Annotated in this window: 9 protein-coding genes; all 9 read left to right on the forward strand. The window is 55.1% G+C overall.

Features of this window, described 5'->3' with window-relative positions; all coding sequences use genetic code 11:
• The first annotated feature begins 458 nt into the window (after positions 1 to 458).
• The 9 genes from WBG83_RS07605 to WBG83_RS07645 all read left to right on the forward strand — a co-directional run bounded on the left by WBG83_RS07605 (position 459) and on the right by WBG83_RS07645 (position 14,052).
• Positions 459 to 1,463, forward strand: coding sequence for a hypothetical protein (locus WBG83_RS07605; RefSeq protein WP_336744122.1), 1,005 nt, complete (start codon positions 459 to 461; stop codon positions 1,461 to 1,463).
• Positions 1,464 to 1,487: 24 nt separating this feature from the next.
• A complete protein-coding gene (locus tag WBG83_RS07610) occupies positions 1,488 to 4,163 on the forward strand; it encodes an alpha-L-rhamnosidase (protein WP_336744124.1) in 2,676 nt (891 codons plus the stop codon).
• Positions 4,164 to 4,217: 54 nt separating this feature from the next.
• Entirely contained in the window at positions 4,218 to 5,390 is a 1,173-nt protein-coding gene (locus WBG83_RS07615) for an iron-containing alcohol dehydrogenase (protein ID WP_336744126.1), read from the forward strand.
• Positions 5,391 to 5,410: 20 nt separating this feature from the next.
• Positions 5,411 to 6,721 (forward strand): four-carbon acid sugar kinase family protein, encoded by a 1,311-nt coding sequence (locus tag WBG83_RS07620; RefSeq protein WP_336744128.1) that lies wholly within the window; start codon positions 5,411 to 5,413, stop codon positions 6,719 to 6,721.
• Entirely contained in the window at positions 6,718 to 7,746 is a 1,029-nt protein-coding gene (gene pdxA / locus WBG83_RS07625; protein ID WP_336744129.1) for a 4-hydroxythreonine-4-phosphate dehydrogenase PdxA, read from the forward strand. The genes WBG83_RS07620 and pdxA overlap by 4 nt, the downstream gene beginning before the upstream one ends.
• Before the next feature lie 205 nt (positions 7,747 to 7,951).
• The gene (gene dapA, locus WBG83_RS07630; protein ID WP_336744130.1) at positions 7,952 to 8,842 is read left to right on the forward strand and encodes a 4-hydroxy-tetrahydrodipicolinate synthase; all 891 of its coding nucleotides are present in this window, start codon (positions 7,952 to 7,954) and stop codon (positions 8,840 to 8,842) included.
• Positions 8,843 to 9,180: 338 nt separating this feature from the next.
• Positions 9,181 to 9,813 carry an SGNH/GDSL hydrolase family protein gene (locus WBG83_RS07635; RefSeq protein ID WP_336744131.1) on the forward strand — a complete coding sequence of 211 codons (633 nt, stop codon included), beginning with the start codon at positions 9,181 to 9,183 and terminating at the stop codon, positions 9,811 to 9,813.
• A gap of 579 nt (positions 9,814 to 10,392) precedes the next feature.
• Positions 10,393 to 11,172, forward strand: a complete 780-nt coding sequence (locus WBG83_RS07640; RefSeq protein WP_336744132.1) for an SDR family NAD(P)-dependent oxidoreductase — start codon at positions 10,393 to 10,395, stop codon at positions 11,170 to 11,172.
• Between the two features lie 168 nt (positions 11,173 to 11,340).
• On the forward strand, positions 11,341 to 14,052 hold the full coding sequence (locus tag WBG83_RS07645) for a hypothetical protein (protein ID WP_336744134.1): 2,712 nt from the start codon (positions 11,341 to 11,343) through the stop codon (positions 14,050 to 14,052).
• The last annotated feature ends 5 nt before the right edge of the window (positions 14,053 to 14,057 follow it).

Below are 14,057 nucleotides of genomic sequence, written 5' to 3' on the forward strand. Positions count from 1 at the left end.
TGCTTTTTTTATGAAAATAAGTCTCTGGTTAAATGACTTGTAACCAGGAAAAAGACAACAGCAAACTAGACCTACCCCAATCGGCAGTTCTTTAAGGATGCTAAATACCGAGGATTAAACTTGCTTTACAGAGTAACCTTTTGCTTCAAGCTGGCGGATGTACATGGCTTCGCGATTTAACTTCCATTTTTCTAAATAGTCGATGCCAAGTTCTTTCTGCGCGCAGGGCGAAATTTCATTGCGCCCTAACGGTTATGAGCATAATGCGAAAATGACGCCATTTGCGCCGCTGAGTGGATCTGTACGGCTCTGCCAAAGCCTTCGGACCGGTTCAGGGTGAAGATACAATCAACCTATATATCGGGCGTGATCCCCTCCACGTTATCATCAAATGGTGTTGTAAGCTAAAGAAAAATAGCCAAAGTGGAGAGAAATGCCACATGGAGGAGCTAATATCAATGGATATTTCACAATATGTAACCCCTTACAAATATGGCAAGCCGGTGCTTGTCGGGTCAGGAGCGCCCGGCAGCTTCGATGAGCATGCCGTGGATTGCCCTTTTGTTTTTCAGCATCAGGGACAGTTCTATATGATGTATGTCGGATTTGACGGAATCGGCTATCAGACTGCATTGGCCACCAGCCGGGATTTGCTGCATTGGGAGCATCTGGCGGTTATTTTGCGGCGCAATGAAGGTGGGGGCTGGGATTCCAAAAATATCGCCGGAACCTGGATAATGAAAGAAAATCGGCTGGCTGCGCCGCCCGTTTTGCAGAAATGGAACGGGAAGTACTGGCTGGTATATCACGCATATCCCGAATTCGGATATGAGGAAGGCTCGGCCAAAATCGGCTTGGCCTGGACGGAAGATGAGAATTTGCTGGAATGGCACCGTATGGCCGATCCGATTCTTGTCCCTGAGGATGGGGCCGATTGGGAGAAGGGCGGCTTGTACAAGGAGTGCCTGATTCAGCATGAGGATACATTCTATTTATTTTATAACGCCAAAAATAAAAACAAAGGCCGGTGGACGGAGCAAACGGGTGTCGCTTTTTCCAAGGACCTGCTGCAGTGGGAGCGTTATGCGAACAATCCGGTTTTGCCGGTGACTCCTGACGGCTGGGACAGCGGCTTCGCCAGCGATCCTTGCGTCCTGCGCAACAATGACGAATGGGTCATGTATTACTTCGGCTTCAATTTCAAGCATGCCCAGGAAGGGCTTGCGCTTTCAAAAGATCTGCTGAACTGGGAAAAGTATCCTGATCCGATTATTCGTGTCGGTGAGGAAGGCAGCATTGATTCGATTTTTGCCCACAAGCCGTCTGTTATTACGCATGAAGGAGTGCTGTACCACTTCTACTGCTCCTGCAGGCTGTTCCGGGAAGGGGACCCGACCAAAAATTACGGTAAAGAGTTCCGTACCATAACCGTAGCCGCTTCGCACGATATATTCGGTTCATGAACAATTAGCGGGAGGTAAGCTGAGATGCAAGTCAGTAAGATGGTTGTCGAGAGCACGACGTGTCCGCTGGGTGTTGATGTTGAGCGCCCGGCCTTCGGATGGAGCTTCACAGCGGGAGCTGTCCGTTCCGAGCGGCAAACGGCCTATCGCATCATCGTATCTGCCCGTGAGGAGCAGGTGCTGCAGGGAGCAGGAGACGTTTGGGACAGCGGCAAAACAGCCGGCGGCAACAGCGTACATATCGTTTATGACGGCTTGCCGCTTCAGTCCAGGGTGCGTTATTTCTGGAGGGTCCAGGTATGGGATCAGGACGGGAGCATGATCGAGAGCCCGGTTTCCTGGTGGGAAATGGCGCTGTTGAAAACGAGCGACTGGTCGGCGCGCTGGATTAGCGAGCCCGAAGCGGCGGCCAAGGATGCTGCGGCGCTGCCCCTGTTCCGCCATGAATTTATGCTTCATGCGCCGATTGCGAAGGCCAGGGCTTATGTGTGCGGCCTCGGCCAGTTCGAGCTGCGCCTGAACGGCGCTAAGGTGTCGGATCATGTGCTGGAGCCGGGCTGGACGAACTATAACAAAACCTGCTTGTACTGTGTGTATGATATAACGGACCATCTCGCCCAAGGCGCCAACGCTGTCGGGGTGATGCTGGGCAACGGATTTTATCATGTGACCGGGGGGAGATACAAGAAATTCAAAGGCTCCTTCGGTTCACCGCGCTGTCTCGTACAGCTGGAGATTGAATATACCGACGGCACGACCGTGACAGTGGCCAGCAGCGGCGAATGGCGGACCGGTCCGGGTCCGGTTACGTTCGCTTGTATTTATGGCGGAGAAGATTTCGATGCGAATCGTGTTGAAGCGGGCTGGGATGAAGCCGGCTTCGCTGAGTCTGATAGCTGGCAGCCCGCAGCCGAAGCGGCACCTCCCGCGGGGCGCCTGAAGGCCCAGGCTATCGCCCCGTTGAAGGTCATGAAGACCTTCAAGCCGGCAGCTATTACGGAGCCTGCACCGGGCGTATATGTGGTTGATTTCGGGCAAAACTTCTCCGGCTGGGTCGAGCTGGCCGTGAAGGGGCCGAAGGGCAGCCAAGTGAAGCTGTCGCCCTCGGAGCTGCTCAAGGAAGAAGGCACAGCCAATCAGAAATGGACCGGCTCTCCGACCCAATTCAACTATACCTTAAGCGGCGAAGGGGAAGAGGTGTGGTCCCCCCGGTTTACGTATACCGGGTTTCGCTATGTTCAGGTAGAAGGCGCTGTACCTGAGCAATACGCCGCTTCCGGGGAAGCCGCACTGCTCCGGATCGAGGGCCAGATGATTTACCCGGATATGGCGGAAACAGGGAGCTTCGAGAGCGCGGACTTTTTGCTGAACCGGACGCATGAACTGATTAACTGGGCCGTTCTGAGCAATACGAAGAGCGTCTTTACAGACTGCCCGCACCGGGAAAAGCTGGCGTGGCTGGAGCAGGTTCATCTGGTCGGACCGGGCATTGTCTACAATTATGACGTAGAGGCGCTGTTCACCAAGGTGATGGAGGATATCCGGGATGCACAGCTTCCGAACGGGATGGTGCCTACAACAGCGCCGGAGTACGTTGTATTTTCGGATGAATGGCGCTGCTTCCGGGATTCGGTCTCCTGGGGGGCGACCTATGTGCTGACGGCCTGGAATTTGTACACGTTGTATGGCAACTCGCGTGTGATGACAGAGCATTATGATGGTATGAAGGCGTATCTGGATTACATTGCCGCCAGCTCCGAATCCTTGATCGTCAACTGGGGGCTGGGCGACTGGTATGATGTTGCGGAAGGGGACCCCGGATTTGCCAAAAACACCCCTGTCGGCCATACGGAGACGGCGATGTTTTATCATCTGGCCGATGTGTTCTCTCAAATGGCGGAGCTGCTCGGCAGGAAGCAGGACGCCTTGGCGTACCGGGAGCTGCAGGCCCGGATTAAATCAGCCTTTAACGCGCAATATTTCGATACGGAAACGCTCCGGTATGCAACAGGCAGCGAGACGGCAACGGCGATGCCGCTGGTGCTGGGGCTGGCCGATGAACCGCATCGGGAAGCGCTCCTGTCCCAATTAATTGAAGCGATTCAACAAAACGGATACCACACCAAGGCAGGAGATGTGGGGCATCGTTACGTTCTGCTGGCTCTGGCTCAAAACGGCCGATCCGACGTAATTTACGAGATGACCCGCCAGACGGATCATCCCAGCTACGGCTATCAAATCGTCAACGGCGCGACCACGCTGACGGAGGCGTGGGACGGACCGACTGTCGGCAAGTCGCAAAACCATTTTATGCTTGGTCATCTGGAGGAATGGCTGTACGCGTTCTTAGGCGGAATCCGCTGCCGGTTCGACCAGGCTGAAGAAGTGTATCAGATTACGATACGGCCTTTTATTCCGGCCGGTCTGGAGACTGTAAAAACGGAGCATCAATTGTCAGCGGGTCGTGTATGCGCCCAGTGGAAGCAGCATCCCGATGGGAAAATGGCATATAACGTGGCGATTCCCGTCAACTGTACCGCCGAGGTGTGGATTCCGGCAGCTTCAGCTGGCCAGATTACGGAGGGCGGCCTCGCCCTTGCGGAGGCGAAAGGCATTGAGGCCGTCCGTCAGGAAGAGGGAAGCACCGTGCTGCGGCTTGGCTCCGGAGAATACCGCTTCTTAAGCACCGTAATCCAGTAATATCAGAAAAGCATACGATGGATTTAACCCCATAGGCTAGGAGGAACGTAATCCGTGAACGCCGTTCAAACCGCGACACCATATTTTTTTCAAACTGCAGGAAGTATTGCTGCCGGTGCGGGCAGCCTGTCTCAGCTGCTTCCGCGTATCGGGGCGCTGGGCAGCTTCAAGCATGCCGTGATTATTACACAGCCGTCCATTCAGGCGCTGGGTGTGATTGACAGTTTATCCGGGGAGCTTGCGAAGGCAGGAATTAACAGCCGTTCTTATACTGAGGTGAAGCCGGAGCCGACGGTCGGGAACATTCGTGAGGTGTTCGCCGCCGTTTCGGCAGAGCCGGTCGATCTGTTAATCGGCATCGGCGGGGGAAGCGTGCTGGATGCAACCAAATTGTTCTCTGTGCTGCTGACGAATCCGGTGGACGTGCAAAGCCTAATCGGTACCGATTTGGTTGCAAATCCGGGAATACCGACAGTACTGATTCCGACGACCTCGGGCACCGGCTCGGAGGTAACCCCCAACGCGATTGTCACGCTTCCGGAAGAGGAGCTGAAGGTGGGGATCATAAGCCGTCATATGCTGCCGAAGCTCGTTATTCTCGATCCGGGGCTCACTGTAAGTCTGCCGAAGCCGATTACGGCGGCCACCGGGATGGATGCGTTTACGCATGCTCTGGAATCGTACATCTCTAACAAGGCGAATCCGATTAGCGACATGTTTGCGCTGGAGTCAATTCGGCTTATAGCCGGCAGTCTGGTTCAGGCCTATCACGAAGGCCAAAACCTGGCAGCCCGGGAGCAGCTGCTGCTGGGCTCGATGTACGGGGGGATGGCGCTGACGGCCGCAGGCACAGCCGCAGTTCATGCGCTTGCTTATCCGCTGGGCGGAAAGTTCAATATCTCCCACGGCGTTGCCAATTCCATGCTGCTGCCCCATGTGATGAAATTCAACATGGATTGTATCGCCGGACGGCTGGAGCAGGTGGCCGCGGCTATGGGGCTGGCCTCTACAGGAAGCGCGGGCGCGCCGGAGGCGGTCATTGAACGGATTTTCCAATGGACGAAGGAAATGAATATCCCGCAAAACCTGCGTGCCTTCGGTGTAACGGAGCAGGATGTGGACAGTCTGGCTGTCGCCGCCTCCAAGGTGACAAGGCTGCTGAACAATAATCCGAAGGTCATGAGCATTGAGGATATGCAAGCCGTATACCGGAAGCTGCTTCCTTGAGAGCGGGAGGAGAGTTATCCATGAAGTTGGCTATCATTGCTGATGATTTGACCGGGGCCAGTGATTCAGGGGTGCAGTTCGCCAGGTGCGGACTGCACGTATCCGTGATGCTCGGCCCATTGTCCGGCGCAGGCCCCAAGCCGCCTCAAGGCGACGTTCTGGTGCTTGATACGGACAGCCGGTCGGCGTCTGCCGAGTCGGCCTATCATCGGGTGGCCGAGGCGTCGCGGTATGCCGCCTTATCGGGAGCTCAGGCAATGTTCAAAAAAATGGACTCTACACTGAGGGGGAACCTCGGTGCAGAGCTTGATGCGGTGTATGATACGCTGCATCCTGATTTTATCGTTATTGCCCCGGCTTATCCTGAGGCCGGACGCCTGGTCCGAGACGGTTTTCTGTATGTGCACGGGACGCCCGTTCATGAAACGGAGTTCGGACGCGACCCGAAAACACCGGTGCTTACGTCATTTATTCCCGATCTCATCGGCAGACAGTCCAAGCGGTCGGTTGAAGTTATCTCGTCATCACAGCTCGGGGAAGAGGAGTCTGCGTTTAAAAAAATGCTCCACAGCTGCCGTGTCCGCGGTGTCCCGTATCTGGTCGCCGATTCGGCCGACAGTCTGGAGCTGGGACGAATGCTCTCTTTGTTCGCAGCAACGGAGTATTCGGTCGTGTGGGCGGGGTCGGCGGGGCTGGCCCGTGCGGTGCAGGAGCATTCCTTTATCGGAGAGAACAACCGTCCGCAGGAGATCCCGCCCGTAGAGCTGCCTGTGCTTGCTGTGGTCGGCAGTGTCAGTCCCCGATCACGGCTCCAGCTGGAGCGCTTGCTGGCCGTTCCTCAGGTGAAGGGAATTCAGCTGGAGGGACGCCGTCTTGTCTCAGGCCGTTCGGAGCGCGAACGGGAAATACTGCAGGCCGCTTCTCAGGCCGAGCAGTCATTACACGGCGGCTGTCACACGGTGCTGTATTCCTCCGGCGACAGAGAGGCTATCGAAGAAGCCTGTGAAGCCGGAAAGCGGTACGGCATGAACCGGCAGGAGGTAAGCGACGCGATTGCGCAGGGGCTGGGGGAATGCGCTGCCCGACTGCTTCCGAAGGCGCCGGTCGGCGGGTTCATTATTACCGGCGGCGATACGGCCAAGCAAGTTTGCTTGGCGCTGGGGGCCACCGGCATTCAACTTGCGGGCGAAGTGGAAACCGGCGTGCCGATGGGGCTGCTCGTTATGGAGGAGCCGCTGCCCGTCGTTACGAAAGCGGGGGGCTTCGGGACGGATGATGTGCTGGAGAAGGCATTACATGTATTGACAAAGGGAGGGGGCAGGACCAAATGAAACCGATCATTGGAATCACCATGGGGGATGCTGCCGGTGTCGGACCGGAAGTGATTGTGAAGGCGCTGAATCACGCGCATAGTTATGAAAGCTGCCGCCCGCTTGTCATTGGCGATCCGGTGATACTGGAAAGAGCGCGAAATATCGTCGGCAGCAGTGCCGCAATACATATTGTGAATAACCCCGCCGAGGGTCGTTATGAGCAGGGAACGATCGATTGTCTGAATTTGCCGGTGCTGCCGTCCGGTCTGCCGTTCGGCCAGGTAGCCGCTGAAGCGGGACATGCCGCTTACCTGTTTGTAGAGAAGGCCGTTGAGCTTGCACTCGCCGGAGAGATTCATGCTATATGCACAGCCCCTTTGAATAAAGAGGCGCTGCATCTGGGAGGGCATCTGTACCCGGGTCACACGGAAATTTTGGCCGGTTTGACGCAAACCGAGGATTATTCCATGATGCTTGCGGCACCGAAGCTGAAGGTCATTCATTTGACCACGCATGTCGGATTGATTGAGGCGATTTCACAGATTAATCCGGAACGGACCTACAAGGTAATTAAGCTGGCTCACGAGACACTGCAGCGGGCCGGATACGAGCGTCCGCGCATTGCGGTTTGCGGAATTAATCCGCATGCCGGCGAGAACGGCTTGTTCGGCAGCGGCGAAGAGGAAACGAAGCTGAATCCGGGTATTGCGCGCGCCGCAGCCGAAGGCGTGGATGTGACCGGGCCTTATCCGGCGGACACCTTGTTTTACCGTGCGGTTCGGGGAGACTTCGATATCGTTGTGGCGTGCTACCACGATCAGGGGCATATCCCGATCAAGGTCATGGGCATTGAAGCCGGCGTAAACATTACAATCGGCCTGAAGGGCGGTATTATCCGCACCTCCGTGGATCACGGAACGGCGTTTGATATTGCCGGTACCGGCGCTGCCGATGAAAGAAGCCTGCTGGAAGCGATTCGTTCCGCGGTGGAGCTTGCTCCGAGAGTGCAGCATGGAAGCGGCAGCCCGGCACAGGCGCAGTAAATTTGCCCCGCCATGCCATATACTTTACTGTCAGAGAATGCATTGGACTTAGTCGACATAAATACTGCCTGCCGGCAGCTTGGACAACGTTGTTTTTGAGCAAGTACGCCTTTTATGATAAGCATATGAATTAGGAAGGGCTTTTGAGGTTGAATGGTTTCAATTTGTTGCCCTTCATTTATTTATTGAATAGAGGAGAGAGTCTATGCTGCAGCCCACCGGGATTATACCTGCTATGATTACCCCGTTTGATTCCAATCAGCACATCGATGAAGCCGCCTTGCGGCAGCTGGTGCGCCGCCTGATGGGGGCGAATGTGCATGGCTTGTTCTGCTTGGGGACAAACGGAGAATTTTTTTCCTTGACCGCCGATGAGAAGCTCCGGGTAGCTGAAATTGTCATCGAGGAGGCCAAGGGCCAGCTCCCTGTTTATGTAGGAGCAGGCTGCGCAAGCACCCAGGAAACGGTATGGCTGGCGACCCGTCTGGAGCAGATGGGGGCAGATGCGCTGTCCGTCATTACTCCGTACTTCCTGACCTTTACCCAGCAGGAGCTGATTCGGCATTACCGCACTGTAGCCGAAGCAACCGGCTTGCCTATCGTGCTGTATAACATTCCTGCGCGTACAGGCAATGCGCTTCAACCGAAAACAGTACAGGCGCTGCGCGATCTCCCTACGATTGTCGGGATCAAAGACAGCAGCGGAAGCTTTGATACGATTTTGCAATATGTGGAGCTTTCCGGCCCGGATTTTGCCGTGCTTGCCGGAACGGATTCACTGATTTTGCCGACGTTAATGGCGGGCGGGCACGGAGCAATCGCCGCTACGGCGAACGTATTCCCGGAGATTGTCGCTTCGATTTATGATTTGTGGAAAGAAGGCAAGCTGGAGGAGGCAGAGCTGTCCCAGCGCCAGCTGCGCGCCCTGCGTGCATCGTTCTCACTGGGGACCTTGCCCTCCGTCCTGAAGGAAGCCATGAATATGATCGGTCTTCCGGCGGGACAGCCGCGCCTTCCAGTTGAACCGCTGGCATCTGCGGCTAAAGCGGAGCTCCAAAAGGTCATGGACGAATATTTGAGCAAAAACAGGAGCTGACGGGAGAATCTCAAGTGAATGGCGAATCTCCGGAAGCCGGCGCTTTACGTCCGTCTGCCGGAGGGCAGGAGCCGCAAGATTGATACGGCAGAGCAAATTCGATCATTGGTGAGGGACCGATTTTTAATCGGGCAACAGCTTGGTCCGGTTTACGCCGAACCATTTGCAGCCGCTTGGTTTGCCTTTGGCCATGATCGGCAGACCCGGGCGCTTCAGGGCATATTTCTGTTTAGGCGGATTCGTCTAAGGTGTTTTGTCTAAGGCGTTATGTCTAGGATGTTATTTCTAAGACGTTATACCGCCGGTAAAACGAGAGTTTCAGACAAGGAGGAGCAGCAATGCCATTCAAAGCAAAGGATCGTATTGTGTTTATTGGCGACAGCATCACAGATAAAGGGAGAAAGAAGGACCCACAGAAGCTCGGCACCGGCTACGTCCGGATGGTTCACGATTATTTGCACGCCGTTTATCCGCAGCTGTCGTTAAAAATCATTAATGAAGGGGTGTCCGGCAACCGGATCGTAGATTTGGAGAAACGCTGGACCGTAGATGTGCTGGACAATCGGCCGCAATGGGTATCTATCTCCATCGGCATTAATGATGTGTGGCGTCAGGTTGATAACGTTGATATCGAACAGGTGTATCCCGACCGGTTTGAGGAAATTTACCGCCGTCTGCTGGAACAGGCGCGGGATGAGCTGGGCTGCCGGTTTATTTTGATGCAGCCGACAATTATTAAGGAGCATCTGGATTCTTCCGGCAACCGGCTGCTGAAGGCTTATGTTGATGCGGTCAATCGGCTGGCTGAGGAATTTCAGGGCATTTTGGTACCGACGCACCAGGCCTTTATCGATTTCCTGAAATGCGACACCGATAAGGATTTGACAACCGACGGCGTTCATATGAACACGCTTGGCGATACACTGATGGCGGCGACCTGGCTCAAGGCTGTCGGTGTTCTCGGGAAATAAGAGTAACCTTGGAGGGCGCAAGCATAGCTCCCGTATGAAAAAACAATTAGGGAAGAGCTCCCCAAGCCACGAAAAGGTGGAGTTGGCGGGTCTTCCTTTTTTTACGGGAATTTCCTTGCAAGCGAGCATGGACACGAAGCCGTTCCGTTTATCGGGCTCCGAACACAATCAGCCTATGATGCTATGCGAGATTTCGCGAGAACGGTGGAAAAGGGGCTATGCCGCCTATAATGTGAGTGAATTCGGCCTATAGTCGGTCTTTGACATTCCTTTACACTTGTAACCGGAAGAGGAAGTTTGGTCTGTAGTGGATTCGCAGCTCTTCCCATGGCCGGGCAGTGGACGGTCCCTTCGAATAAGAATGATTTGGCTAGACCGCAGGTGCGGCATTGGAATTCTTATTCATGACTTAGAAACGGGCATTTCCAATACGAACGGCGATGCAGTTTATGCGGCTAGATCAGAATCAACCCATACCAGATTTTGCTCTAGTTTATGCTCCAGGCCCGTTCCCTTAATAAAGGGCGGCGAGGTCGGTGATCTGATATGCACTACAAGCAGAGTACGGAGGCGGAATACATGGCTGGCAACAGATTAGCAAACAAGGTCGCTATAATCACCGGAGCGGCATCCGGGATTGGAGAAGCGATTGCCCGGAGGTTTGGCGAAGAGGGCGCCCGCGTCGTGGTCAACGATATTTCGGAGGAAGGCGGGCAGGTCGTTAAGCAAATTAATGAGGCGGGCGGAGACGGTTTATTTGTCCGGGCCGACATCCGGTCCGAAGAAAATGTAATCCGTCTGATGGCAGAGGTTAAGCAGCACTACGGGAGCGTGGATATACTCGTCAACAACGCGGGGGTAACCTGCACAACAAACGTCGTTACGGCGGATGATGAGGCGTGGAACCGTGTTATGGACTTGAATTTAAAAAGCGCGTGGTACTGCTGCAAGCATGCAATTCCATTGATGCTGGAGCAGCATGGAGGCAGTATTGTCAGCATCTCCTCCACCCATGTCACCCGCACGCAAAAAAATCATTTTCCGTACCATGCCTCCAAAGCGGGGATGCTGGCCATGACGCAGGGAATTTGCGTTGATTTCGGCCGGCAGGGCATTCGGGCCAATACGATTAGCCCGGGCTTTATTGAGACCCCGCTGGCGGAAGCCTACATGCGGTCGTTCCCGAACCGGGAGGAAAAGCTGCAGGCCATGCTCAAAACCCACCCGGTCGGCAGATTGGGCAAGCCGTCCGATGTGGCAAGCGCGGCGGTGTTCCTCGCCTCCGACGAAGCCGGGTTTATCGCAGGCGCTAATCTGGTTATTGACGGAGGACGCTCTGTTCTTCAGGTGTTTGACTAAATGAGTTGAACAATCAGCATGACATTTGAAGTGGAGCGAGCAGTGGGCGACAGCGGGTAGTTGACTTAAGGACCGGTTCGGTTTATTTATTTTTGTCATGGTCCCGGTCATTGAATTGTTCTTGAAATAACAAATGGGCTTCGACAGAACGGAGGGTTCAGAGAATTCATGAAAACGATTACGATAGGCTATGAGCATCAGCCCGCACCGCGGGTAGAATACGGGATACAGCTTGTTACCGAGGCGCTGCAGCAATGCGGCTATACGGTTACAACCGCGCAGGGGGCTTGGGCGTGGGATACTTACCGCGCCACGGCGGGAATTAAGCTTTTTATCGGGAACCGGAATGAATCCGGGCTGCTGCAGCAGCTTGAACAGCGTGACGTGCTTTTGTATCACACGACAGCCCCGGAGAAGCAGGGCTTCTATTTGGCCTCCTGCCCGGGCGAGCTGACAGCGGTTTCAGGCGGAGATGACTCCGGCGTGCTGTACGGCTGCCAGGAGCTGGCCCGCCGAATCAAGGTTGCCGGCACACTGCCGCAGGATTTGGCTTTCGGCGATGCGCCGCATTTTTCACTGAGGGGTCCGGCTATCGGTCTGCAAAAAATGAAGGTGGAGCCGCCTCGTCAAACGTATGAATATCCGATTACACCGTCCCGTTTCCCTTGGTTCTATGATCGGGGATTGTGGACGGATTTCCTCGATATGATGTTCGAGGAGCGCTGCAACATTGTGTACTTGTGGAGCGGCCATCCATTCTCTTCGCTCGTCAAGCTGGCCGATTATCCGGAAGCGCTGGAAGTGACGGATGAGGAGTTCGCTCTGAATGTGGATACCTTCCGCTGGCTGACACAGGAGGCCGACCGCCGCGGCATTTGGGTTGTCCTGAAGTTCTACAATATTCATATTCCGCTGCCGTTTGCGGAGAAGCACGGTCTGAAGCTGCACCAGCCGAAGCCGCTGCCTCTGACCAGCGATTATTATAAGAAATCCATTGCCGCGTTTGTCCGCACATTCCCGAATGTAGGGCTTATGATCTGTCTCGGGGAAGCGCTGCAGGGTCAAATTTATGGTGTGGAATGGTTTAACGAAACGATTTTGGCCGGACTGCTGGACGGGCTGAAGGATGCCGACGTGAAGGAGAAGCCGCCTATTATTCTCCGTTCCCATGCGATTGAGCCGCAAAAGGTCATTGAGGCCGCACTGCCTCTGTATCCGAATTTGTATACGGAAGCGAAATACAACGGGGAATCTCTTACAACCTATACGCCGCGAGGCAAGTGGCAGGAGACCCATAATAAGCTCGGATCGCTGCAAACGGTCCATATTGTGAATGTACACATATTGGCGAATCTGGAGCCGTTCCGTTTCGGGGCGCCATCGTTTATCCAGAAGTGCATGCAGGCGGCCAAATACCGCTTGAAGTCCAGCGGGCTTCACTTGTATCCGCTCTTCTTCTGGGATTGGCCGTATGCTCCGGACAAAGCCGAGCCTAGACTCAGACAGCTTGACCGGGATTGGCTGTGGTTCGCCACCTGGTTCCGTTACGCCTGGAATCCGGACCGTGACCCGGCGGCCGAGCGGCATTACTGGACCGGCGTGTTCGCGCGTATATACGGCAGTCCGGAGGCTGGCGAGGCCATACTGGACGCTTATGAGGCTTCTGGCCAATGTGCGCCGAAGCTGCTGCGCCGATTCGGCATTACCGAGGGGAATCGCCAGACGATGAGTCTTGGAATGACGATGAGCCAGTTGACGAATCCGGAGCGTCATATGCCTTGGCCGGATTTGTGGGAATCCCAAGCGCCGGAGGGTGAACGGCTGGAGCAGTACATCGTCAAGAAGCTGAAGGGCGACCCTCATGTCGGGGAAACCCCGCCTGAAATTATTGCCGATGCCGAACGGCATGCCGAAGAAGCAGTGGCGGCTATCGAACGGGCCTCGCGGCTGGTCACCCGCAATCAGGAGGAATTCGACCGCCTGGCTGCTGATATGCTGGCTATTCGCTTGATGGTACGCGTATTTGTTCATAAGGTTCGTACGGCAATGCTTGTTTTGACCTATAAGCACGCCACGGAAGGGCAGTACTTTACCCGACTGGAGCTGCTGGAGGAAGCCGCACAGGAGCTGGAGCAAGGCATGGTAAGCTACCGGGAGCTGGCGGCGCTGACCGCGAAGACGTATTTGTTCGCCAACAGCATGCAGACCCCGCAGCGGAAGGTGCCAATCCGGAACGGCTTTGAATATCGGCACTGGAACGATTGCCTGCCTATTTATGAGGAAGAGCTTAAGCAGTTCAAGCTTCACTTGGGCGAGCTGCAGGCGGGTGTTCAGCCGGAAGCGCTCAAGAATGCCAAAAAGCCGATATTGCCTTGCCGGGAAGAGGACTTCATCCTGCACTCTCCTCATGCCGAAACATTCCGTGTGGAGAAGGAAGCCAACGTATTTACGGATGGCGATATTCACATCGTCGGTGTAGCGGAAGAGCTGAACGGGCTGACCGGCATCCGGTTCAGCCAGATGGAAGCGGCGATGAACGGGGTAGTTATTGATCTTGAGCTGACGAAGCCGGCCCAGGTGCTGATTGGTTATTTCAACAACAAGGATGAGCAGTGGCTCCAGGCTCCAAGTCTGGAGGAAAACACCCATGCCGATGACATGGGCGGCTATGCGCCGGTGCTGCAAAAGGGACTCCGCCTCTATGCGTATCCTTCCGTCAACGTCCATATGTTCCGCTTCGAAGCGGGGCGCCATGCGGTTGATTTCGGAAGGGGCGCTTACCTCATTCTTGGTGTTGTGCCGCTCGATCAGGAGATTCGACCGCGCAATGTGGAACACAAAAACGACGGAATTGAAACGCTGGATTGGCTGTATGAATAGCGATA

It is taken from the genome of Paenibacillus sp. y28 (assembly GCF_037137075.1).
Classification (GTDB): domain Bacteria; phylum Bacillota; class Bacilli; order Paenibacillales; family NBRC-103111; genus JBBBNV01.

Excerpts from the sequence above, each read along its gene's own strand:
- pdxA (WP_336744129.1), top strand. The coding sequence starts at position 6,718 with ATGAAACCGATCATTGGAATCACCATGGGGGATGCTGCCGGTGTCGGA.
- WBG83_RS07635 (WP_336744131.1), top strand. The coding sequence starts at position 9,181 with ATGCCATTCAAAGCAAAGGATCGTATTGTGTTTATTGGCGACAGCATC.
- dapA (WP_336744130.1), top strand. The coding sequence starts at position 7,952 with ATGCTGCAGCCCACCGGGATTATACCTGCTATGATTACCCCGTTTGAT.
- WBG83_RS07640 (WP_336744132.1), top strand. The coding sequence starts at position 10,393 with ATGGCTGGCAACAGATTAGCAAACAAGGTCGCTATAATCACCGGAGCG.
- WBG83_RS07645 (WP_336744134.1), top strand. The coding sequence starts at position 11,341 with ATGAAAACGATTACGATAGGCTATGAGCATCAGCCCGCACCGCGGGTA.
- WBG83_RS07610 (WP_336744124.1), top strand. The coding sequence starts at position 1,488 with ATGCAAGTCAGTAAGATGGTTGTCGAGAGCACGACGTGTCCGCTGGGT.
- WBG83_RS07605 (WP_336744122.1), top strand. The coding sequence starts at position 459 with ATGGATATTTCACAATATGTAACCCCTTACAAATATGGCAAGCCGGTG.
- WBG83_RS07620 (WP_336744128.1), top strand. The coding sequence starts at position 5,411 with ATGAAGTTGGCTATCATTGCTGATGATTTGACCGGGGCCAGTGATTCA.